Origin of the sequence: Chryseobacterium angstadtii, from assembly GCF_001045465.1 — a bacterium.
Taxonomy (GTDB): Bacteria; Bacteroidota; Bacteroidia; order Flavobacteriales; family Weeksellaceae; genus Chryseobacterium; species Chryseobacterium angstadtii.
In genome coordinates, this window is the sequence record NZ_LFND01000005.1 from 241181 (window position 1) to 264649 (window position 23469).

Sequence of the window (23469 nt, forward strand, 5' to 3'; positions counted from 1 at the left end):
TTTATTCATATAAAGTGTATACTGACTGAGAATTATCTTTGGTCAGTGTGATGGTGTTTTTACCGTATGCAACATTCATATTATTAAAGACCGTATTTTGGGATTGGGTCTTGATGTTAATAATTCTGTTCTGGTTGTCATAAGAAAACACATCGGTATATGTTGCTTTTCTGTCATCATATCCCTGTAGCCTTGTTATTACAGAAATAAGACCGTTTTTATAGGTGTATTGGGAAATTGTTTTATTTTTTACTACATCTGAGCCGAAATCATATTCAGTTTTCGTCATTTCTTTCAGCTTTCCTGTTCCATCATAGCTGTAAGTTCTGGATTCTCTGATATTTTTGCCATAGATGGAAACAAATTTTGTCAGTAAATTATTTTGGTAGGTGTATTGTTTTTCAACAATTCCGTCCCATGTTTTGTATCTGTCCAGTATGATATTTCCGGCTTTGTCATATTCAAACGTTTCAGAGCCGGATCTGGACGATCCGTTAGGGAATATGAGTTCGCTGGTTAAAGAAACTATTTTTCCCGCGGAATCATACTGATAGGTACCTACGGCTTTTGAATTTCCGAATAGTTTGGTTCCTTTTGTCAACCTGCCTTTTTCATAAACATAATCATAGGTTTCATCCTGCTCCTGAATTTTGGAAATATTGTTTTCTGCATCATATGAGACCTGTCCTTTTTTGGGACGGTGATCTTGCGATGAATATTCAAAAGAAGTAATTCTTCCTTCTGACAGCGTAGTTGTATATTGATCTTTTCTGGCTTGGGGAAAATCTACAGGTCCGGGCGGTATCAGATCCTTTTGTCCCGCAGGAAGTTCTGTATTCCAGCTGCTGAAAAGAATTTTTCCGCTTCTGTCAAACTTTTTTACCCATACATCAGTTTTGCTTTCGCTTTTATTGATGGTTTGAAGTTCGCTGATGATATGATTTCCGATGATCCGGTTTTCAAACTCTTCTTTAGTATCCAATTCCTGTATGGGATTCGGAGTTTTTGCTTCGGGATATGCGAATTGAGCATTGATGGAAATGCCTGCAAAAAATATGGAAAAGAAGATTATTTTCATCGTAAAATTAAGACCCACAAAATTACGAATTTTTAGTGAAAACAATATGCTTAAAATGCATCAGAAACATAAATATATTTTTACGTTCAGCGCTAAAAAAGAATACCTGTTAGCGTTGAATGAAAGTAGATAGAGGAAATAAATGATTATCATTCATAAGGTTATATAAATGGCATATTTCTATGGTAATTTAAATCATTTTATGATTTTCGTTATATTTTTGAATTTTACTATTGTTTTGTATTTTAAAATTATTTAAAATTGTATTCATAAATTTGTAATATAGAAATGAGAAAGTTATTCAGAGATCTTGTTACACATTTAATGAGAAAAAGATAAAAAGTTACTTCCCTACAAGAGGCTGTTTTCAGAAATGGAACAGCCTCTTTTTATTAGATGCCGGCTAAAAAAAGATTCCAATGGTAAGCAGCCAGCTTCGTCAAATCAACCTGTTGATTCTCTCTTTGCTTTCCTTAAATCAATATTCTCAAAGATAGTCTTTGCGTGGTAAAAAAATACATGAAATTTTCTGCAAAATTTACCAATTTGATCGGTAGAAGAAGCTTAAAACCTATTTTAAAGTCATTATTTTTATGATATCTATCATTTGCCTGTGTTCCGGAACTCCCTTACTTTTGATGCCATTATTAAAGAAACTGATTAAGAACAAAAACGGCAGCTATTATGATCAAAAAGATTGGAAGTATATTTTTATTGGGATCAATATTATGTGTTCAGGCACAGGAAAAGACCACGGATATTGAAAGTGTTGAATTTCAGGGTAAATTTATTTCTACTCCTTATAAAAATGCCAATCAGAATATCACGGTGATTACTAAGGAGGAAATCTCTAATTCACCGGCAAAAAGTATTGACGAAGTGCTTCAGCAGGTTCCGGGGATGGATATCAGAAGGAGAGGAGCGAATGGTGTTCAGAGTGACATAGGCTTCAGAGGAAGTTCTTTCGAGCAGGTACTTTTGTTGCTGAACGGAATCAGAATGAACGATTCCCAGACGGGACACAATTCCATGAATATCCCTGTAGATATGGATGATGTGGAAAGAATCGAGATCATAAAAGGTCCGGCAGCCAGACGATTCGGACAGAATGCATATGCCGGGGTTATTAACATTATTACGAAAACAAATCCCGGAAAACGCGTAAAAATAAGTGCTGACGGAGGTGATTTTGAAACCTATGGCTTCGGTTTCAATGCTCAGTTGGGAAATGAGAAGTTTTCCAATTCTCTTCAGGCCAATTCCGCTTCATCACAGGGATATATGTACAATACGGACTACGAGATCCGAAATGTTTTCTACCAAAGTAAACTGAATATTAAAAACGGGGATTTAAAATTACAGGCAGGTTTTTCGGAAAAGAAATTCGGGGCCAACGGGTTTTATGCCTCTAAAACTGCTACGGAACAATATGAAGAAACTCAGGCTTCCATTGTAAGTTTAGCGCATCAGCAGACGTTCGGGAATTTGAAAATCAGTTCAAATGCCTATTGGAGAAGAGGTCAGGATATGTATGTTTTTATTAGAAACAATCCGGGCTTTTACAGGAATATGCATATCGGGAACAATGTAGGTGGGGAAGTGAATTCCAGCTATCAATGGGGATTGGGAACAACCGGCGTGGGAGTGGAGTTGAGAAAGGAATTTTTAGCGAGTAACAATTTAGGAGAACGAAACCGTTTTGTTTCGCAGGTATTCTTTGAGCATCATTTTTCGTTGCTGGATAAAAAACTAAATATCAGTCCGGGAATCTCCTGGGCGAATTATTCTAAGGAAGGGAACTTTTTCTACCCGGGATTGGATGTAGGATATAATTTCAATCAGAATAATAAAATTTGCGGAAATATTGCCAGAGTTCACAGAGTTCCGACCTTTACGGATCTTTATTACATAAGTAAAACAGAGCAGGGAAATCAAAATCTTCTTCCCGAAAATGCTGTTTCATCGGAAATTGGATACCAGTATCAGAACAGTAAAATCCTTGCAAAAGTGAGTGGATTTATGAGGAATTCCAACAATTCTATCGATTGGGTGAAAAAAAACCTGACTGATCCGGTTTGGTACGCTCAGAATGTAGGGAAAATCGACACAAAAGGAGTTGAAGTTGAATTGAGTCACAGAGCGTTCAGCTGGTTGAAATATACTGCGGGATATACCTATCTGGACAGCAAAATAAAAGAATCTAATGAATTTGTTTCCAGATATATTCTAGACAATCTGAAGCATCAGGTGGTGGCTAAATTAGAAACCAGATTCCTGAAATATTTTACGAATGAATTGGTATACAGGTATAATGAACGCCTAAATCAAGGGAGTTATAATCTTCTTGATGATAAGCTGAGTTTTGCCAGAAAAGATTTTTCGGTATACGTGTTGGTTAACAATGTGACGGATACAAAATATACGGAAGCTTTTGGGGTAGCTATGCCTCAGAGATGGTTCCACTTAGGCTTCTCATACACGATTAATATTAAGTAAATGTTAATTTATTGATTAATTAAAATTAATATTAACAAATTATTAAATACTATATTTTTGCAAAAATTTTTTATGAAACTTTTTTTAAGCCTGAGTTTACTTTTCAGTATAACATTTCTCAAAGCACAGGACCATATTTCCAGCTTCAACGCAGTGACTCTAACCTACAAGTTTCATCCGAAATTTTTTCTCTATGCAGAAGGACAGCTCAGAGGTAACGAAGATTATACGTATCCGGATTACTACGAGATCAAAGGAGGACTGGGATATAATCTGACCAAGAATCATAAGCCTTTTGTAGGACTTGGTAGGTATGTGAACTATAAAGAACACCGCCTGAGCAGAGAAGAATTCAGGGTTTGGCTTCAGGATGTCATTGATTTCAAAAAAGGGATCGTGAAGTTTGAAAACCGTCTCCGTGCAGAAAAAAGCTGGTTCTATGAGCCGGCAACCGATAAAGCTTCCCAGAGAATGCGCTACAGGTACCGTCTGAATGTAAGTGTACCTTTGAACGCCAAATCCATTAAAAAAGGAACTGTTTTTGCCAATGTATATGACGAAATATTCCTGGTAAGCCCTATGAAACCTACTTTCGCAAGAAACAGAGTGTATGGTGGTTTCGGTTATCAGATTGATGACTACTTCGGAATCCTGACGGGTTATCTTTGGCAGCGTGAGTTTGAAGCGAAAGGAAATAAAAACCTACACTTTGTCTATCTGGCATTAAACATCAATATTGACGATACGAATCATCCTGTGAAAACCTATGATTTCCCGGGAGCGGATTAATACTTCTCTATCAGATAATGATAGGCTTTCAAATATTTGTTGAATCTTTTGATATCTTTTGGGGTAAGCTCTCTGTTTACCCTTCTGAGGTCCATATTGTCCCGGAGGTCATTTAATTTTACAGCGACAGCCAAAGGTGACCTTTCTGTTCTTTTAACGAACTCATCGTAATCTTCTTCAGGATCAAATTTGGTGAGACAGCTGATGGCAAAAATAATGTATTCGGGAAAACCTTCGGCTCTTAGATATTCAAGGCTGAACTCTTCCGGGTGATCTTCCACCACATCATGAAGAACGCCAACAATCTTTTCGTCGAGTGTTTTGCCGTATTCCATGACACGCATGACGTGTGCAATGTAGGGAGCATGGTATTTGTCTGTTTGTCCTTTGTGTGCCTTATCGGCTATTTTTATAGCTCTGTTGAGCAATTCTTCTTTTGTCATTTCAAATAGAAAATAGAATACAAAAATAAAAAATGCCTTAAAAAATAAGGCATTTTTATTGAGATTATTTTAAGTAAAATTAAAGAGCAGTTTCATCTTCCACGGAAGCAGTCGGGGCGTTGTTTTTTACGGATTCTATACCGTTTTCCATGCCGTTTTCAGATTCGTACATCTGGCTGGTTCCTATGATCTGACCATTTCCGGCCTTTAAATTGAAATAGCAGCGGCCGTCTTTGGCTGTATTTCTTTCAAACTTCGAATCGTCCTGAGAATTGGTGCGTACAGATTCTATTCCGTTTTCACAGGATGCTTTTGAGCTGTATCCCTGGCTCGTTAAGATCACCTGTCCGTTTCCGGCTTTCAGATTGAATTGAAATTCTCCGTTTGTTCTTGTCGAGATAATAAATTTTCCCATAGTAATTAGTTTTTGTAATTGGGTTAGTGGTTTGTAATTATTTAAAAGGTACTTCTTTTTTCAAGATACCGTTGTATTTTGGCTTTATTCTGTCTTTTGGAGCAAAGAAAGATGAATATAGATATGTAGTAAAGACTTGTGTTTTTATTAACATATTGAAAGTGTGAGTGATCTCTGGTTGTTTTTAATGATTAAAAATAGCAAAAAAATTAATAATAACAAAATAACCTTCGCGAAGGTTCGATCAACAAAAAATTGAATTATCTCATTTAGAACTTGCGATGTGTGATTAACCTTTTTAGAAAACGGAACTTTTAGTTGTCCCGAATAATAATAAAAAGTAGTTGGAGATCTGAAAAAAAACTCTATTTTTGGCCATTAAAAAAAAACTAAAACTATGAAATGGTATTTAAAAGTATTAAAGCAGTATGCTGATTTTAAGGGAAGAGCAAGAAGAACCGAATACTGGATGTATGTATTGTTTAATATGATCTTCGCAATTGCAGCCCTGGTATTGGATAATCTTTTAGGATTGAAATTTAACGAGCAAATACCTTACGGATTTATTTATCTGATGTATGGATTGGCTACTTTCATCCCAGGATTAGCAGTACTTGTTAGAAGATTACATGACGTTGATAAAAGCGGATGGTGGTTTTTTATATCTTTGATCCCAATTATTGGAACTATTTGGTTACTTGTACTCCTGGCAACAGATGGAACTCCGGGGTCTAATCAGTATGGTGTAAATCCTAAAGAAAATTTCAATGAGATAAATGAAATCGGACAAAAACAGATGTAATTTTAAAAAGAATTACAACCCATATTAATATAAAAACGCTCCAAATTTTTGGAGCGTTTTTTATTGTATTTAAAATAATGTTTAGTAATTACCTTTCGCAATATAGTGTGCCGCAATCTTTTCAGTTAAAGCCACTACATTCGGATGATTGGTATATTTAGTAAACCTTCTTAGACCCGAAAGCATCATTCTCTGCTCATCACCTTCCGCGAAAGAAATAATTCCTTCTTTAGCAGCTACGATGATTTTTTCAACTCCTTTGTAAAGGTTCAGCTGAGCCATTGCAGCTTCCACAGAATCAGGAGAGAAGTGTTTTTCAGCTCTTAATATGGCAGATTCCGCCATATAGATCTGGTTAAGGATTTCAGAAGCATTTAATAATAAGTGCTGCTGTTTTTCAATATCCATCATATATTTCTGAAGTGCAGCTCCGGAAACCATAAGGAATACCTTTTTAAGATTCGCAATAATTGCTTTTTCCTCACTCATGAACGCTGAATAATCAGGAACTTCAAATGAAGGAATTCCCATCAGTTCTTTGCTGATTGCCATAGCCGGAGACAGAAGATCCAGTTCCCCTTTCATTGCTCTCTTAATCAACATTCCAACGGATAATAATCTGTTGATTTCATTGGTTCCCTCATAAATTCTTGAAATTCTTGAGTCTCTCCATGCAGCTTCCATAGGAGTATCTTCAGAGAATCCCATACCGCCGTATACCTGGATTCCTTCATCAGCTGTGTGCTGTGCAAGATCAGATACAAAAACTTTAAGGATAGAACATTCTACTGCGAATTCTTCCACTCCTTTAAGCTCTGCCGCCTGATGATCCATTCCTCCGGCTACCAGTTCGTCAATTTTATCCTGAACATCTTTAGCTGCTCTGTATGAACCTGCTTCACTTACGAAAACACCGGTTGCCATTTCAGCAATTTTCTTTCTGATGGCTCCGAAAGTAGAAATAGAAACTCCAAACTGCTTTCTTTCGTTAGCGTACTGGATAGAGTGGTTTAAAATTCTTCTCTGAGCATCCAGACATGCAGCTGCCAGCTTGATACGGCCTACATTCAGGGCATTTAAAGCAATCTTAAATCCGTTGTTTCTTTCTCCTAATAGATTTTCAACAGGAATTTTCATATCGTTGAAGAAAACCTGACGGGTAGAAGAGGCACGGATTCCTAATTTATGCTCTTCCTCACCGAAAGTAATGCTTCCCGGATTTTCAAGCTCCGAACGGTTAATGATGAAACCTGTAATATTTTTGTCATCATCTATTTTCGCGAATAATGTGAATGTATCTGCAAATCCTGCATTGGAAATCCACATTTTCTGACCATTGATGATATAATGTTTTCCGTCTTCGGAAAGTTTAGCTCTTGTTTTTCCTGAGTTGGCATCAGAACCTGCATCCGGCTCAGTTAAGCAATAAGCCCCAAATTTTGTACCTGTTGCCAGATCCGGAAGGTATTTTTTCTTTTGCTCTTCAGTACCGTAAAGTACGATAGGAAGAGTTCCGATTCCGGTGTGTGCTCCATAAGCAGTCGCTAGTGAACCCGTTACTCCGGAAATATAATCGCAGGCAAGCATGGTTGTAACAAAACCCATTCCCAGACCGCCGTATTCTTCAGGAACAGATATTCCCAACAAGCCCATATCTCCAAGTTTACGCATTGTTTCTTCAGTGAATGCATAATCTTTCTTTTCAAAACGTTCTTTCTGTGGAACAACTTCTCTGTCGATGAATTCTTTAGCAGAATCACGAAGCATTTTTTGCTCTTCGTTCAGTTCCTCAATACTGAAAATGTCATTCGCAGGAATTTCCTTAATCAGGAACTCTCCGCCCTTTAATGTAGCCATATATTATTTTGTTTTTTAATAAGATTTTGAAGAATAAAGAGAAAAGAATAAAGACTTTAATGGGTTAGATTTTTTTGAAAGCCTGAAATTATTCTCTGTAATTCTATGATTTTATTTTCTATATTTTCCATTTTAGACGACTCAAAATAACCTCTGTGATTTGAGATAATGATTTGAGTCTGTAATTCATAAAGAGAGCCAAGACTTATTTCTAAAAACCGATTAAAATCTTTATTAGAGCTTCTGCTAGAACCTTCCGCAATATTGGAAGCAACAGAAACAGCACATCTTCTAAGCTGGGATTTCAGTCCGAATTCTTCGCTTTTGGGATAAGTATCGGTTATAGCATATGTTTCATCAGCTAATTCAATGGATAATTTCCAGATGTTTAGGTTTTTGAAATTATGCTTCATCTTGGTCTTTTCTCTTTATTCTTTACTCTTTTTGTCCATTAATTAAAGAAGCTCAAAGATGGAAGCCGCTCCCTGGCCTGTACCCACACACATAGATACCATTCCGTATTTGTTGCCGCGTCTTCTCATTTCGTCAAGAAGCTGAACCGTTAATTTGGTTCCGGTACATCCAAGCGGGTGACCAAGAGCAATAGCACCTCCGTTGACATTTAAGATATCAGGGTTTAGACCTAATTCTTTTTTAATGGCTACAGATTGTGATGCGAAGGCTTCGTTTAATTCAATTAAGTCAATATCTTTTAATTCAAGACCTGCTTGTTTTAATGCTTTTGGAATAGCATAAATAGGACCCATACCCATAATTCTAGGCTCTAAACCTGCTGCTGCATAAGCCACTAATCTGGCTTCCGGTTCAAGACCTAATTCTTTCACCATTTCTTCACTCATTGCCATTACAAAAGCAGCTCCGTCACTCATCTGAGATGAATTCCCGGCCGTTACGGTTCCTCCGTTGGCGAATACAGGTCTCAGTTTGGCCAGACCTTCCAGAGAAGTGTCTTTTCTAGGACCTTCGTCAATAGAGAAGTCGAACTTTTTAGACTGCATTTTTTGGTTCTCATCCAGGAAATTGTATTCTACAGGAATTGAAACAATCTGGTTCGTAAACTTTCCTTCAGCATTAGCTTTTAAAGCTTTCATATGCGATTCAAAAGCGAACTGATCCTGTTCTTCTCTTGTAATATTATATTGTTTGGCTACTTCTTCAGCAGTGTAACCCATTCCCCAGTAATAATCAGGGTTGGTTTTCGCGATATCTGTTTCCGGAACGGGCTTATAACCACCCATCGGAATATAAGACATAGATTCTGTACCTCCTGCGATAATACAGTCGGCCATTCCTGCCTGGATTTTTGCAGAAGCAATCGCAATAGCCTCACTTCCTGATGCACAGTATCTGTTTACGGTAACTCCGGGAACTTTATCGGTATTCAATCCCATTAAAGAAATCAGACGGGCTACGTTCAACCCTTGTTCTGCTTCCGGCATTGCGTTTCCTACGATAAGGTCGTCAATTCTGTTTTTATCTAATTGTGGAAGTTCAGCCATTAGTTTTTCAATAACTGTAGCTGCCATCACGTCTGGACGAGTAAAACGAAGGGAGCCTTTAGGTGCTTTTCCTACGGCAGTTCTAAATCCTTTTACTATATATGCTTGTTTCATTTTGTATTAAAGTATTTACGTAAAATGTATTAATGATTTAAAATGTTTGAGTATTAAATTTCTGCTTCAGTTTTGCCAGCATATTTTGTATGTGTTTGATTTCTGAATAAATTATATTAAAATCATCATTTTTAAAAAATCCCAAATCGTTTGCAATTAAAATCTGAGTTTCAAATTCAAATGAAGAGCCTAAAGCAATATTCAGAAAATGTGAAAACTGGGCATTGGTATCCCGACCTGCACCTTCAGCAATGTTAGAAGGAATTGAGTAAAGACTTCTTCTGGATTGAGAGGTAAGCCCAAACATTTCATCCTTTGGAAAATCATTTGAAGCCAGGTAAAATACTTTACAAAGCTTCATAGATTTTGTCCAAACTTCTAAGTCTCTAAAATTGTGCATCGTGAATACATTAATACTTTTTACATTTTACAAAAAAATCTAGTTTCTCAACGGTTTTCCATTCTGCAACATATACTGAATTCTCTCCAGAGTTTTTCTTTCACCGCAAAGCTGTAAGAAGGTTTCTCTTTCAAGATTCAATAGGTATTGTTCAGTAACAACAGTAGGTTCGGAAAGGTTTCCTCCCACCATTACGTTCGCTAATTTGTCTGCAATTTTCTTATCGTGCTCAGAGATGAAGTTTCCGGTAAGCATCTGGTCGGTTCCTACGTAGAACATTCCCAGTGCATCTTTCCCTAAAACTTTTACCCTTTGCTCGATAGGCTGAGTATAACCTTGCTCTGCCAATAGTTTGGCTACTTTCTTAGCTTCTGCAATCTGTCTGTTTTTGCTTACGGATACAATATCTTTTCCTTTTTCAAGAATTCCCATATCATACGCTTCATAAGCGGAAGTAGCTACTTTACCCATAGCGATATTCATAAATGCTTCACGAAGTCTGTTGTTTTTAACATCATCGCTGTGGAATTCTCTGGAAGTTCTTAAAGTAAGCTCTTTGGTACCACCACCGCCAGGAATTACTCCAACTCCGGTTTCTACCAGTCCGATGTAAGTTTCTGCTGCTGCAACCACTCTGTCGGCATGCATAGTCATTTCGCAACCGCCACCAAGCGTCATTCCGTGAGGAGCAACAACTACAGGAATAGAAGAGTAACGAACTCTCATCATGGATTTCTGGAAATAAGCGATGGCCATATTCAGATCATCCCAGTCCTGTTCAATAGCCATCATTAGGATCATGGCAAGGTTGGCTCCTACAGAGAAATTGGTTCCCTGGTTTCCAACTACCAATCCGTCGTATTCTTTTTCTGCTAAATCAATAGCTCTGTTTAATCCGTCAAGAACTTCACCTCCCAAAGAATTCATTTTTGAACGGATCTCAAAGTTGATGATACCGTCGCCAAGATACTCGATAGCAGCTCCGGAATTGCTCCAAAGTGTTTTGTTCTTTCTGATATTGTCTAAGATAATAAAGGCATCCTGACCAGGAATTTTATTGTATTCTCCTGAATTTTTGTCAACGAAAATACTTTGACCTTCATCATTTACTTTATAGAAGGATTCTACATTTTTAACCCAGTCTGACACTTCATAACCTGCATCTTTTGCGAGTTCGATACCTTTTTGAACACCTACGGCATCCCAGATTTCGAAAGGACCGTTTTCCCATCCGAAACCGGCTCTCATAGCATCGTCTATTTTGTAAACTTCGTCGGAGATTTCAGGAACTTTGTGAGAAACATAGGCGAATAATGCCCCTAAAGATTTTCTGTATAATTCTCCTGCTTTATCTTTTCCACCAATTAAAACTTTAAATCGGTCAATTGGTTTGTCGATATTTTTAGTTAATTCTAAAGTTGGGAACGAAGATTTTCCCTGAAGCTCATATTCTAATGTATCAAGATTCAATCCGTGAATTTCAGATTTACCTTCTGCATTTTTTACTTTTTTATAGAATCCCTGTTCAGTTTTAGAACCCAGCCATTTGTTATCCATCATTTTCTGAATATAACCTGGAAGGGCAAAAACATCATTGAAGTCATTAGCTTCTGCACCGCTCTGGCGAACACCGTTGGCTACCATCACAAGTGTATCAAGACCTACTACATCCGCTGTTCTGAATGTTGCTGATTTTGGACGTCCGATGACAGGACCCGTTAATTTATCAACCTCAGAAACAGTTAATCCTAATTTCTGTACATTATGAAGAAGATCCATCATGGAGAAAACCCCGATTCTGTTGGCAATGAATGCCGGAGTATCTTTGGCTAAAACAGTCGTTTTTCCTAAGAATTTAGCCCCATAATTCATGTAGAAGTCAATCACTTCCGGATCTGTATCCTGCGTAGGGATGATTTCCAGAAGAGGAAGATATCTCACCGGATTAAAGAAGTGAGTTCCTGCAAAGTATTTTTTAAAGTCATCGCTTCTTCCTTCCACCAGAAAATGAATAGGAATACCTGATGTATTAGAAGAAATTAATGTTCCCGGTTTTCTGAATTGTTCAATTTTTTCATAAACAGATTTCTTAATGTCAAGTCTTTCAACAACAACTTCAATAATCCAGTCTGTATCTTTAATTTTCTGCAGATCGTCATCGAAGTTTCCTACTTTTATTCTATCCGCAAATTTAGGTGAATAGAGAAGGGCAGGGCTTGCTTTTTTCAGCTTTTCAAAGTTTTCAGAAGCAATTCTGTTTCTTACCGCTTTGTCATCTTTGGTCAAACCTTTTTTCTGTTCAGCTTCCGTCAGTTCAAAAGGAACGATATCCAAAAGAGACACTTCCACACCAATATTGGCGAAATGTGCTGCAATACCGCTTCCCATAATTCCTGAACCAAGAACCGTTACATGTTTGATTCTTCTTTTCATATGTAAATTTTTATTATTTCTAAACTCAGATGAAACCATGAGGTTTCATGATCATTTATTTTCTGTTATTTAATAATTCGTTTGCAATTTTCATGATTTCAGACATCACTTCCTTGAAAGTTTCAATTTTTTCAGGAGCAATTTTTTCCATCACTTTCTTGTTGAAATTGACCACTACTTCTTTTGACATATTCCTGGAGTTCAGACCTTTATCTGTAAGTTTAATGATCACTTCCCTTTTATCGGTAGTGGTCTTTTCCTTATAGATGTATCCGTTGTCTTCCAGAAGCTTGATAATTCTGGTCAAAGAGGTAGGTTCAATGGCCATTTTAGGGCCTAAGTTGGTACTTCGGGTACCTTCTTTGGGATCAATTTTAAGAAGGGTGAGGGCTTGTACAGCTGTAGAATCATGCTCTTGGGCAAGTTCTGTATACATTTTAGAAACAGCCAGCCAGGTCTGTTTTAAAACTAAATCTACGTTTTCTATTTTTTCTTTATTATTATCCATCATTTATGTACTAATGGTGTTACCCAAATTTAGTAAATATTATGCATGCATAGTATTTATTAACGTTAAATTTTGTTAATAACCTGATAATAAACCGATTAAATTGTATGACTAGCATAATACTATGCATGCATAGTATGTGAATTATTTAATATAAACGTAGTATTAATGAATGTTTTTAACGAAATGTATTATTTCTTCGAAAGATTCACATTGCTGTTTGATAGTGTCGGTATGGATTTCCCAAAAACCGTTTTTATATTCAAAATGTAAGGTGGAAAGGTCTTTTTCGAAATTTTTCTGAAGCAAAGAATAGAGCATTTCCTTATGAACCTGTGGCGCTTCAATGGAAGGAGGAACAAAATTTTCATTCACCTGAAACAATGAAACATTCGTAAGTTCTTCATGCTGAAGCAGCACGTCTTCTACAATTCCCGAGAAAAGCTGATTATCTTTTACATACCATATTTTATCTGCAAATTCTTTAGCCAGCCTCCAGTCATGAGAAGAAAATAGAATGAGTTTATTTTGCTCTTTGGCCAGTCTGCGGAGTGTTTTCAGGATAATCAGTTTATTTTTCTCATCCAGATGCGTCGTGGGTTCATCCAGGATAATTATAGGTGAATTTTGAGTAATAGCCCGCCCGATGAATGCTTTTTGTAGATTTCCATCCGAAAGATTTTTGAGTAAAGTATGCTTATATTGATCAAGCTCCAATTCATTGATGATGTGAGATACTTCTTCCCGGTCTTCTTTTTTTAACTCAAAATAGAAAGGGTAGTAGATGTATTTTCCCAATGAAATGAGGTCTTCAACAGTATAATGCTGCGGAATGTTCGATTTTGAAAAAACAATGGCGATATTTTCTGCAATCTCCTTAACGGAAAGGTCTTTTATATTTTTATGATTAATTAAAATTTCTCCTCCTAAAATAGAAATTTGATGTAAAATAGATTTGATAAGGGTCGTTTTTCCTACACCGTTATTACCAATCAGAAGGCATACATCACCTAGTTTCAGATCTGCATGGGCATTTGAAATTAAATTCTTGCTGTAGCCTATATTGGCTTGTCTGATTTGTAGGTGCATTGATTTATGGGTTAATCACAAGGATGTAACTTGTTTTACAAAAATACTGCTTTAAAGTATAAAAATGTCAAAAGTTTTGGATAGGCTTGTTTCTTAACAGATGAATATATTGGTTAATCGCAAAGACGCAAGTTTTTTATAAAAATAGTTTTTTTAAGACGCTAGGAATTTGACTCTGTCAAATTTTTATACGAGAATATAAATATAAAATAGAAGAGCTAATCTTAATAATTCTAACCATATAGACAATCATTTTATCGAAAATAAAATCCTAGCGCCTTAATACGCAATCCTACAAAAACCTCGCGTCTTTGCGACTAACCAAATAAATAATTTTTTATTCATTGCTTAATCTTATTTATTAACTTATAGAAATATTGATCAATCATAAATAAGCAATTGAATATCAAAAAGGATTATGAAAATTAAATAACCTGATTTCGTCAACATAATTTATAAATAATTAACGATTCTGGTTACTCCATTTTTAAAGACATCGGATTGGAAGTTTAAAAGCATTCCTAATTTGCAATTTGTCATCTTTAAATAGGTCAAAAGTTGTGCTTTATGAATAGGATTGATATATTCTACGGCTTTTAATTCTAGTATCAATTTATTTTCAATGATTATATCAATTCTAAAAGCATTTTCAATTTTTAAATCTTCATAAATAATGGGAAAGAGTTTCTGTTTTTCTACTAATAAATCGGTCTTTGAAAGTTCATAGAACAAACATTCTTCGTAAACATGTTCAAATAATCCAGAGCCAAGCTTTCTGTGAATTTTTAAGCCTGCGTCAAAAACTATTTTTGATAATTCATTTTCTGTCATTGTGTTGTGTTTTTGTGAATTTACACTTTTCATGGATAAATAAATCACAAAGACAAAAAATTGCATTAAAATGAGGATGTTGTAAGAAGAAAAAAAATCAGTAAGCTCAACAGTCTGAATTTCCAATTTACATTTTATCGGAGATAAACCCCCAGCGTCTTAATACGCAATCCTACAAAAAGGACTTAGCTCCCTTACGATTATCAACAAGAAAGCGTTGCTTTATTTTTTATAAATGAATATATTGGTTAGTCGCAAAGGCGCAAGTCTATTATAAAAATAGTGTTTTTAAGGCACAAGGAATTTGACTCTGTCAAATTTTGATGCTGGTTTTATAGTGAGTATAAAATGGATGATTTAATCTTAATAATTCTAACTCTCCACATCATCATTTTATCGGAGATAAAATCCTGGCGCCTTAAAACATAGCTCCAAGAAATACCTTTTGCGCCTTTGCGATTAACCAATATTCCTTTTAAGCTTTAAAAATTCACTTATTCCTCTTAAAGCCTGTTCTGTTTCAAAAGCATCAATAAAATAACAGGTATTCCAAACACAGAGCTTATCACATTCAGAGGAATTTGTGTTTTCTCAGCGGTTACCGAGAAAAGCATCATCATGAGCATTCCGAGAAACATATTAAGAATCCATTGCTGCCATAGTTTGGATGGATTATAAATCAGTCTGCAAAAGTGAGGAACTATGATACCGATAAATAAGATTGGGCCAAGAAATGCGGTAATAGAAGCTGAAAGCAGGGAAGAGGCTGCAATAATCAGGATTTTCAGCTGATTGAGATTCACACCGAGACTTTGCGCGTAGGAAGTTCCTAACGAATTACCAATGAGAGGTTTTATACTTTTAAAAGAAAAAAACAGGCCTATGAAAACCAGGATAGACAATACATAAATCTGGTTTCTCGTAACCATATTATTAGCCCCGAATGACCATAGAATATAGTTTTTCAGACTTTGATTTTCTGCATAGAACTGCAATAAAGAAACAATAGCACCTGCAAATGCGGAAACAAGGAATCCGAAAATAATGAGATAGGATTTATCTTGAAATCTGTTCGACATAGAAAGCAAAACCAGCATAAGCAAAAGACTTCCGGCAATAGCTGCAAGGCTGAGAAAGCTGTTCTGCAAAAATTCAGGGATCAGGAAATCATGGGAGAATAAAATGTAGAACGCTACAGATAAACTGGCTACGGAAGTGATTCCCAGAATATCCGGGCCCGCCAGAGGATTTTGGAAATACTCCTGCATCAGAAAACCCGATGTGGGAATGGAAATTCCCGCTAAAAGCATGACAAGTACCCGGTTGATACGGATTTCGGCGATTTGACTTTGGGCAGAATCCTGAAAAAAATCCTGCAGATGTAAAGTTAAAAATCCTGTGTTCAGGTTAAAAACCGTTGTAACAACAATAGCTGCTGTCAGCAGTAAACACAGGATTTTGAATTTTTTTGACATTATTCAGAAAGAATCTGGATGTTTTATTTTAAAAAGGCTTCGACTTTGGAGTTCAGTACGTCTTCAGTCATCATTCCTAAATATTCATCAGTTTTATCGCCTTTTCTCAGATAAGTAAAAGGAATTGAACCGCCGTCCCATTGCTTGAAATTGCTGGTGAAAAAGGTTTGATCCAGCTTTTGGCCATCCAAAAGGATGATGTTGGGCGCCAGATTGTTTTCCTGTGCAAATTTCTTTACAGAACTGTTCCACTCAGATTTATCATCAAGGTTGATGAATGTGAATTTTACAGGCTTATCTTTTAATTCCTCCATTTTTTTCTTAAAATGAGGGATCTCTCTCATGCACGGGCCACACCAGGTTGCAAAAAAATTGGTAACATATAAAGTGTCATTTTTTTGAGCTAAATATTTTCCGACATTCTCTGGAGAAAGTTCTTTTGAAAGGCTGGCTTCATTTTCGGGAGCTGTATTTTCTGTTACGGAAAGTGAGTCTGATGCAGATGAATCTCCCGTTTGCTGGCTCTCCTTTTTACAACTGTAAAGAGCGGTGAGAATAAGCGTTGATAAAATTATCTTCTTCATAAATTATTTTTTGACTATTTTTGAATTGAAGTATGGAACAACAAATCTATAAAGGGAAACTGATACAGTTTCATCTGTTAAAAATAGCGAAAAAGGAACAACTGACCAAAAATACTTTTTCTCTGGAATTCGATATTCCGGAGAATTTGCAGGAGAATTTTAAGTTTGAAGCCGGGCAGTTTGTCAGTGTGAAATTTATTGCTCACGGCAGGGAAGTTATTAATGATTATTCCATGACTTCAGCTCCGTACGAGAAAAAAATAAGCCTCGGAATAAAGGTAAATTCTTCTGAAGGAGCTACTTCGGAGCTGTTCCGTAATTATCAGATAGGAGATGAGCTTATGGTAGGTGAGCCTTCGGGAAGATTCACACTGGTTTCCAAGCCGAGTGAATTCAGAACCATCGTTGCTTTTGCTGCCGGAATAGGAATTACACCAATTCTGAGTCATTTTAAAAATATTCTTCATACGGAACCGCGGACCAGATTATTTCTGTTTTTCGGAAATAAGAATTCCGAAGAATTGATTTATAGAGATGAGTTGGACCGTCTTGCCAAAAACAGTGGTGAGAGATTTCAGATTTTCTATTTTTTTTCGAGAGAGAAAACGGCAGACCAGTTTTTTTATGGCAGGCTGGATGAAAAGAAACTTCACCTTATCATCAATCAGATTCTTCATCTTGACGATACAGACGAGGAATCTACCATTTGGGATGCAGTGGATGAAGTGCTGATCTGCGGTAAAGGAGAAATGATAAAAGCGCTGGCCAATGCCTGCTATCACCATGGAATTCCGAAAAGAAATATTCACTTTGAGCTTTTTGAAGAATATAATGATGATATTTATCCGGTAGAAAAAGAATTTCCTTTGATTGAGAACGTAGAAGTCGCTTTTAAAATGCTCGGAAAGGACTATGAAACCATTCTTCCCAGCAATAAAGAAAAGATTCTTCAACAGCTTCTGACCCAAAAATTTCCGGTACCATATTCATGTAAATCCGGAATCTGCGGAAGCTGCGAATGCTATCTGGAAGAAGGAGAAGTAGAACTCCTTGAAAATGAATATCTGACAGAAAAAGAAGAAGCACAGGGAAAAATACTCGCGTGTATGTCCATTATAAAAAGTAAGAAAATAAAGCTTAACTTTGATCTTAGTTGAGAGTTATCAGGAACATATTTAACTTAGGGGTTGTATCTGCGGAATTGGGAATTCTGTTGATATGTCTTTGTAATGCCTGGGTTTTCGGGCTCACCAACGGACGAACGTATACTAAAATTTCAAAGATCCCTCCGAGGGAAATTGCTCTGGTGCTGGGAACTTCGCCTAAAATGAGATCCGGTCTTTCCAATCCTTATTTTACCAAAAGAATGGATGCGGCAGCCCTTTTGTATCATCACGGTAAGATCAAAAAGATCATTGTAAGTGGCGAAAAAAGTAAGGGCTATAACGAACCTGGTGCCATGAAGAATTATCTGGTTAATCAGGAAGGAGTTCCGGGGGATATCATTATTGAAGATCCGAAAGGATTTAATACCTACAAAAGTATTCTGCGTTGTAAAGACGTTTACAAAAAGAAAGATGTGATTATTGTATCACAGGGCTTTCATAACCTTCGTGCGTTGTTTTTTGCAAGAAATAATAATATGAATGCCCTTGGATTTGATGCGCAGGATGTCACCAAACCTGAAAGTTACTACAGAAATCAGGTCCGGGAAATACTCGCCAGAGTGATTGCTGTAGTGTATTTCATATTGGGAATTTCTCCGGATTAGAAAGGATATCCGAATGCGATATTCAGTGTAGGTTTGAACGGCTGGATGTTTTTAAATCTCCATCGGTCTCCATCAGGTTTATTCGGATCGTAGATCTTGTAAGCTAAGTCAAGTCTGAATGTGATATAAGCGACATTCACCCTTAAACCAAATCCACTCCCGATACCCATTTGTCCCAGGAATTTGTTGAATTTAAACTCATCTCCATAACCTCCGCTTCCATCGGATTTTCGAATACTCCAGGTGTTTCCGATATCGGTAAATAAAGCCCCTTCATACATTTCATTAAACGGAATTCTGTATTCTATATTCGTGGTCAGCTTTACATTGTTCGTCATATAGGTACGGACTCTCTCGTCAACCTGAGAATCTGAAGGACCTAACCCTCCAAATGCCACCCATGCTCTGATATCATTGGATCCACCATTGAAATAAGACTTAATAACGGGCATATCAGTAGAGTTGCCATAAGGAATACCAACACCGATAAACTGGCGTAAAACCAGGGTCTGATTACCATTGAATTTAAAATATTTCCGGGTATCGATATCAAACTTCACAAACTGCGCATAAGGAATTCCGAATATGGTTCTCTGCGGGTTGGTTACAACACCTCCCGCATCTCTTTTCTGATTGAATATGCTTAAAATATTTCCGGCAAGTTCTACTTTACCATTAAAATAAAAAGCGTTTGGATAATCTTTTTTACCGATCTCACTATACACAAAATTGTAGATCATAGAAGATATTAAGATGTCCTGAGTCTGTCTGTCTTTATTTACGAGAGATCCCATAAATGCCAACAGGAGATCCTGGCCTTTCTTATCAAGCGTACCTAAGTAATTAAGATCTTTCAGGATCATCTGCGAAACATCATCAATACTAAGCTGCCCAGAAAGGTACCTGTTCTGAATATTTGCAATCTGCGGATCAGTAGAAGCAGAAGTATAGGTAAAATAATTACTGAACATATCGTCCTTTATGACATTATCATTCGCAAAATAATCATAATAGGCATCTTTATTTTTCGTAAGACTGACCTGGGTATTGAAAAGGGTAAGCCTGTGTGATACCTGATCATTAACATTAGCCTGATAATTCAGTCCGGTATTGAAGTTAACCCTCCCTAATCCAATATTATTTTGCACCGATGCTCCCAGAAGAATGGAAGAAGTAGGCGTATATCTTTTCGGAAGAAGTTTATAATACTCAAACGGCAGAAGAAGTCTCGGGAAATTAAGGGAAGCCTGCGCAGAAATTTCGTAAGCCAGGTCTTTCTTATCAATGTTTTTCGTACTTCTTATGGATCCGAAGGTTCCGGAAATGCTGGTTGAAAGGTTTTCTGCCCCTTTGAAAACATTCCTCGTCGTAAGGTCTACAGAAGGAGATACCCCAAGATTCAGGAGCTGGGAATAGTTGATATCCGTTCCTACTTTAAGCTCGTATTTCGGAAGGGGTTTCAATACGTAAAGAACGTCCACGATACTATCATTAGGAGCAGTTCCTCCGCCTCTTCTTAAAGAATCTCTGGCCTTCAGAATGCTGAAATTGTTCATAGCGAGGAAATTTCTTTTCGTAAGGTCAAGATTCTTTTGGTCATAAATTTTCTTACTGTCTACAATAACTGCCCTCCATAAGGAAGATGTTTTGTAGCTGTTATCCATTTTATGAAATCTGATTCTTCTTAAACTGTCTTTTATGGTATTCTTAGGAAAATCGCTTGCTTCATTAACGATGGCCACATCAATATTTCCGATAGTTGCCATTTTATAAGGATGATCCGCAGAGTCCTTATGGATCTCCAGGGTTAAAGGAACCTGTGTTTTGCTTTTCAGTGAATCTGCAACAAAGTAGATCTCTTCATTCGTATTATTGAATTTATAGTATCCGTTTTCCCGCATCAGCTCCGTAATTCTTGTGACTTCTTTTTCCAGAACAGTCTGGTCAAGCCTTTGTCCCGCTCTGATAAGACTCTTATCCAGCTTTTGCCAGTACAGACCTTTTACCGTAGGATCTGTAATATTATAATAGTAATCTTTAATATAAGTAGGCTGATTGTGCTTGATAAAGTAATTAACTTCCGCTTTTTTTGAGGCGGAATCAATATCATGTTTAAGATGTACATCAGCATCCCAAAAACCTCTGTAGGTAAGTCTTTTCTCTATGGATTCCGTACTTTTTTCACTTCTGCTCTGGTCCAGAATTACAGGCGGTGTTCCCCAGCTGTGAAGCAGACGGTCCATAAACAGGGTTTTTCCCAAACTGCTTTTCATATTGTATTTAAGGAAAAGAGAATCTCTCAGTTTCTGGTTTCTCATTTCATCAGGATACGTCATGTATTCGTTGAGAAGAGTATCATATTTAGGATTCGCCATATTATAAAATCCTAAACTTAATGGCATGAAAAGAAGCTGCTTTTTATTGGGTTTCTGCTGAACGTAATCTTTCAGTTCATCATCGAAAGATTCTTTCTTATCTTCGAACTCAAAGTTGTTTCTGGTAAGCAGATATTCACCGTCCGGAACTTTTTTAGTCGTACTGCAGGCATAAAGGAGACCAACAAATGTTGCAAATGAGATAATTTTATAATATTTTTGAGGAGAATTCTTATAATGCTTACAGCTCATACAATAAAAGTTTTACAGTCTTTAGATAAAAAGAAGTTCAGACAAAAATACAATTTGTTTTTGGTTGAAGGTAATAAAATCATTTGCGAACTTTCTGAATCTAATTTTAAAGTTAAAGAAATATATTCTACCGATCCACAAAAATTGGACCGCACTGATGTTCCTATTATACAGATCACTGAAAATGAGCTGAAAAAAATCAGCTTCCTGAAAACCCCTAAAGATTCCGTGGCGGTGTGCTATCTTGCCGATGAAGAAAAAACGGAAGATAAAGATGTACAATTGGTGCTGGATGGAATTCAGGATCCGGGAAATCTGGGGACTATTATCCGTCTGGCAGACTGGTTCGGAATAGAACAGATTATCTGCAGTGAAGACACCGTAGATTTTTACAATCCGAAAGTGATTCAGGCAACGATGGGGTCTTTTACACGGGTTAATATGGTTTATACCCATCTTACCGAATACCTTTCCGGAACAGAGAATGTAAATATCGGAACGGATATGGAAGGGGAGAATATCTATACTTTTGAAAAGCCGAAAAAAATGAATCTGATTCTGGGTAACGAAGGAAACGGAATGCGTGTGGAAACGGAAAAGCTTCTTCAGAAATGCATCACCATTCCAAGATTTGGAAAATCCCAGTCTACGGAAAGCCTGAATGTTTCTATGGCGGCGGGAATTATTTTGGGACAATTGTTTTCTAAATAGAATTTAGAATTTAGAGGTTAGAAATTAGAGGGTTTTAGAAGGAATAAAGAATATTCTCGTGGTTAGTATTTTAAATCATTCAAAAAACTAATAATGGTATTCCGGCTTTCATCAACTAATACTGAATAGAAGTTAGAAATTAGAGGTTAGAAGTTAGAGGGGTTTAGAGGAAATAAAGAATATTCTTACGGCTAGTATTTTAAGTCATTCAAAAAACTAATAATGGTATTCCGGCTTTCATCAACTAATATCTAATTTCTAACCTCTAATTTCTATATTCTAAACTATATGAGCTGTTCCAAGCTGGAAACACTTTTGTTTTTCTGATAGACTTCCAGTTTTTTTCTGACGTATTTCAAAGCAATAGGAGCGAGGTAAATCATAGCTGCGCCCAAAAGCTTTTTCTTCCAGTTGGGGCTTTTCATATTCTTTTTGGCATAATTCCCGACTACTGCGGTGATGCCAAGTTTAATCAGACTGTCTGTCACATTGCCGCCTAATGCGGTACTTGCGATTCCTACAGCTGTATTTTTATTGATAAACATATCTTTTACTTCGGAAGTAAGCTGTCTGGCAATAACATCTTTTCGGAGCACTACTTTTTCATCACCGTCTTCATCTACTTTTTCCTGCAGATATTGGTCTGTAAGCCCGTTGGTAAATGCACTCAGGCTTTCTTTGGTATTTTTAAAGGTAAGAAGATTTTCAAGATCATTGATTTCACCCTGAAGCAGTTTTTTCTTTCTTCTCAGTTCTTCGATGCTTTCGTATTTTCTACCCATAGTTTAATGATTTAAAAATTTAATAACCTGATCTGCAACCATATTGACAAGCTTATTTTTAAAAGCCATAATAAGAGCCATTACGAGTACATAAAAAGCAGCAACAATCAGGAATCCGTAGGAAGTATTATCCAATGCTTTACCAATAAGAAATGCCATTCCGAAATTGAAAAGGATAATAAAAAAAGTAAAAGCAACCAGCAGTACTACAAAGTAGGTAATAAGCCCTGCAGAAAGAGAAGATTTTTCAGTAGCTTCAATTTTCAGAAGATCTATTCTCTTTGATGCATATTCTTTAATAGTCTCTATCATTGTTTTTTTTTAAAGTTACAAAAAAAGGAACTTTCTCACAAAAAGTTCCTTCTCATAATTTACTCAAAAAATAAATTATTTATTTTTTAAGATCGTTTAGTTCAGCTTCTACATCCTTTACTACATCTGCTGTTTTGGAAACAATCTGATCTTTGTATTTATCATAACCGTCTTTTACAGTATGAGCTACGCTGCTGGCAGTTTCTTTAAAAGTAGAAGAAATATTGCTGTATTGGTCTTTTACTTTTTCGGAAACTTCACCGTATTTGTTTTTAGCCTGATCCTTAAGATCGTCTGCTTTATTTTTGATTTTTTTTCTGGTTTCCTTACCTTCTTCCGGTGCATAAAGCATTCCTAAGATTACACCCGCTGCAGCACCTGCAAGAAGTCCTGCCAATATACCTGCTGTATTTTTTGCGTTTTTCGACATTT

23 protein-coding genes are annotated in these 23469 nt (G+C 36.5%); 6 read left to right on the forward strand and 17 right to left on the reverse strand.

Annotation, left to right across the window (positions count from 1 at the left end; genetic code table 11):
* Nucleotide 1 precedes the first annotated feature (1 nt).
* The gene (locus tag ACM46_RS16025) at nucleotides 2-1078 is read right to left on the reverse strand and encodes a hypothetical protein (RefSeq protein WP_048507689.1); all 1077 of its coding nucleotides are present in this window, start codon (nucleotides 1076-1078) and stop codon (nucleotides 2-4) included.
* Between the two features lie 684 nt (nucleotides 1079-1762).
* Between ACM46_RS16025 and ACM46_RS16030 the strand changes: the two genes are divergently transcribed.
* Nucleotides 1763-3574: a TonB-dependent receptor plug domain-containing protein gene (locus ACM46_RS16030; protein WP_048507690.1), complete on the forward strand. Its 1812-nt coding sequence runs from the start codon at nucleotides 1763-1765 to the stop codon at nucleotides 3572-3574.
* 72 nt (nucleotides 3575-3646) lie between these two features.
* Complete coding sequence (locus tag ACM46_RS16035; RefSeq protein WP_048507691.1) at nucleotides 3647-4363, forward strand: DUF2490 domain-containing protein; 717 nt, start codon at nucleotides 3647-3649, stop codon at nucleotides 4361-4363.
* Here ACM46_RS16035 and ACM46_RS16040 read toward each other — a convergent pair.
* Complete coding sequence (locus ACM46_RS16040) at nucleotides 4360-4806, reverse strand: phosphohydrolase (protein ID WP_048507692.1); 447 nt, start codon at nucleotides 4804-4806, stop codon at nucleotides 4360-4362. The genes ACM46_RS16035 and ACM46_RS16040 overlap by 4 nt on opposite strands.
* Before the next feature lie 79 nt (nucleotides 4807-4885).
* A complete protein-coding gene (locus ACM46_RS16045; protein ID WP_048507693.1) occupies nucleotides 4886-5221 on the reverse strand; it encodes a YegP family protein in 336 nt (111 codons plus the stop codon).
* 397 nt (nucleotides 5222-5618) lie between these two features.
* On the opposite strand from ACM46_RS16045, the gene ACM46_RS16050 reads away from it, so the two are divergent.
* Nucleotides 5619-6023 carry a DUF805 domain-containing protein gene (locus tag ACM46_RS16050; protein WP_048507694.1) on the forward strand — a complete coding sequence of 135 codons (405 nt, stop codon included), beginning with the start codon at nucleotides 5619-5621 and terminating at the stop codon, nucleotides 6021-6023.
* Nucleotides 6024-6104: 81 nt separating this feature from the next.
* Here ACM46_RS16050 and ACM46_RS16055 read toward each other — a convergent pair whose 3' ends face one another.
* The 10 genes from ACM46_RS16055 to ACM46_RS16100 all read right to left on the reverse strand — a co-directional run bounded on the left by ACM46_RS16055 (nucleotide 6105) and on the right by ACM46_RS16100 (nucleotide 16834).
* Nucleotides 6105-7880: an acyl-CoA dehydrogenase family protein gene (locus ACM46_RS16055; protein WP_048507695.1), complete on the reverse strand. Its 1776-nt coding sequence runs from the start codon at nucleotides 7878-7880 to the stop codon at nucleotides 6105-6107.
* A gap of 56 nt (nucleotides 7881-7936) precedes the next feature.
* Entirely contained in the window at nucleotides 7937-8293 is a 357-nt protein-coding gene (locus ACM46_RS16060) for a four helix bundle protein (protein ID WP_048507696.1), read from the reverse strand.
* A 42-nt stretch (nucleotides 8294-8335) separates the two neighbouring features.
* Nucleotides 8336-9514, reverse strand: a complete 1179-nt coding sequence (locus ACM46_RS16065) for a thiolase family protein (protein ID WP_048507697.1) — start codon at nucleotides 9512-9514, stop codon at nucleotides 8336-8338.
* 37 nt (nucleotides 9515-9551) lie between these two features.
* Nucleotides 9552-9914 (reverse strand): four helix bundle protein, encoded by a 363-nt coding sequence (locus tag ACM46_RS16070; RefSeq protein ID WP_048507698.1) that lies wholly within the window; start codon nucleotides 9912-9914, stop codon nucleotides 9552-9554.
* Between the two features lie 39 nt (nucleotides 9915-9953).
* Nucleotides 9954-12347: a 3-hydroxyacyl-CoA dehydrogenase/enoyl-CoA hydratase family protein gene (locus tag ACM46_RS16075; protein WP_048507699.1), complete on the reverse strand. Its 2394-nt coding sequence runs from the start codon at nucleotides 12345-12347 to the stop codon at nucleotides 9954-9956.
* A 55-nt stretch (nucleotides 12348-12402) separates the two neighbouring features.
* Nucleotides 12403-12855 (reverse strand): MarR family winged helix-turn-helix transcriptional regulator, encoded by a 453-nt coding sequence (locus ACM46_RS16080; RefSeq protein WP_048507834.1) that lies wholly within the window; start codon nucleotides 12853-12855, stop codon nucleotides 12403-12405.
* Nucleotides 12856-13020: 165 nt separating this feature from the next.
* Nucleotides 13021-13944 (reverse strand): ABC transporter ATP-binding protein, encoded by a 924-nt coding sequence (locus tag ACM46_RS16085; protein ID WP_048507700.1) that lies wholly within the window; start codon nucleotides 13942-13944, stop codon nucleotides 13021-13023.
* A 453-nt stretch (nucleotides 13945-14397) separates the two neighbouring features.
* On the reverse strand, nucleotides 14398-14775 hold the full coding sequence (locus tag ACM46_RS16090) for a GxxExxY protein (RefSeq protein WP_048507835.1): 378 nt from the start codon (nucleotides 14773-14775) through the stop codon (nucleotides 14398-14400).
* 503 nt (nucleotides 14776-15278) lie between these two features.
* The gene (locus ACM46_RS16095; RefSeq protein WP_048507701.1) at nucleotides 15279-16250 is read right to left on the reverse strand and encodes an iron ABC transporter permease; all 972 of its coding nucleotides are present in this window, start codon (nucleotides 16248-16250) and stop codon (nucleotides 15279-15281) included.
* A gap of 23 nt (nucleotides 16251-16273) precedes the next feature.
* On the reverse strand, nucleotides 16274-16834 hold the full coding sequence (locus tag ACM46_RS16100) for a TlpA family protein disulfide reductase (RefSeq protein ID WP_048507702.1): 561 nt from the start codon (nucleotides 16832-16834) through the stop codon (nucleotides 16274-16276).
* Between the two features lie 32 nt (nucleotides 16835-16866).
* Between ACM46_RS16100 and ACM46_RS16105 the strand changes: the two genes are divergently transcribed.
* Nucleotides 16867-17991 carry a ferredoxin--NADP reductase gene (locus ACM46_RS16105; RefSeq protein ID WP_048507703.1) on the forward strand — a complete coding sequence of 375 codons (1125 nt, stop codon included), beginning with the start codon at nucleotides 16867-16869 and terminating at the stop codon, nucleotides 17989-17991.
* Nucleotides 17992-17996: 5 nt separating this feature from the next.
* Nucleotides 17997-18605 (forward strand): SanA/YdcF family protein, encoded by a 609-nt coding sequence (locus tag ACM46_RS16110; protein WP_420911839.1) that lies wholly within the window; start codon nucleotides 17997-17999, stop codon nucleotides 18603-18605.
* On the opposite strand, the gene tamL is transcribed toward ACM46_RS16110, so the two are convergent.
* Nucleotides 18602-21232: a translocation and assembly module lipoprotein TamL gene (gene tamL, locus ACM46_RS16115; protein WP_048507705.1), complete on the reverse strand. Its 2631-nt coding sequence runs from the start codon at nucleotides 21230-21232 to the stop codon at nucleotides 18602-18604. The genes ACM46_RS16110 and tamL overlap by 4 nt on opposite strands.
* Here tamL and ACM46_RS16120 point away from each other — a divergent pair.
* Nucleotides 21218-21943 carry a TrmH family RNA methyltransferase gene (locus tag ACM46_RS16120; protein WP_048507706.1) on the forward strand — a complete coding sequence of 242 codons (726 nt, stop codon included), beginning with the start codon at nucleotides 21218-21220 and terminating at the stop codon, nucleotides 21941-21943. The two genes, tamL and ACM46_RS16120, sit on opposite strands and share 15 nt — an antisense overlap.
* Before the next feature lie 284 nt (nucleotides 21944-22227).
* Here ACM46_RS16120 and ACM46_RS16125 read toward each other — a convergent pair whose 3' ends face one another.
* The 3 genes from ACM46_RS16125 to ACM46_RS16135 all read right to left on the reverse strand — a co-directional run bounded on the left by ACM46_RS16125 (nucleotide 22228) and on the right by ACM46_RS16135 (nucleotide 23467).
* Complete coding sequence (locus tag ACM46_RS16125) at nucleotides 22228-22725, reverse strand: hypothetical protein (protein WP_048507707.1); 498 nt, start codon at nucleotides 22723-22725, stop codon at nucleotides 22228-22230.
* A 3-nt stretch (nucleotides 22726-22728) separates the two neighbouring features.
* Nucleotides 22729-23037 carry a phage holin family protein gene (locus ACM46_RS16130; RefSeq protein WP_048507708.1) on the reverse strand — a complete coding sequence of 103 codons (309 nt, stop codon included), beginning with the start codon at nucleotides 23035-23037 and terminating at the stop codon, nucleotides 22729-22731.
* A 79-nt stretch (nucleotides 23038-23116) separates the two neighbouring features.
* The gene (locus ACM46_RS16135) at nucleotides 23117-23467 is read right to left on the reverse strand and encodes a YtxH domain-containing protein (RefSeq protein WP_048507709.1); all 351 of its coding nucleotides are present in this window, start codon (nucleotides 23465-23467) and stop codon (nucleotides 23117-23119) included.
* Nucleotides 23468-23469 lie beyond the last annotated feature (2 nt).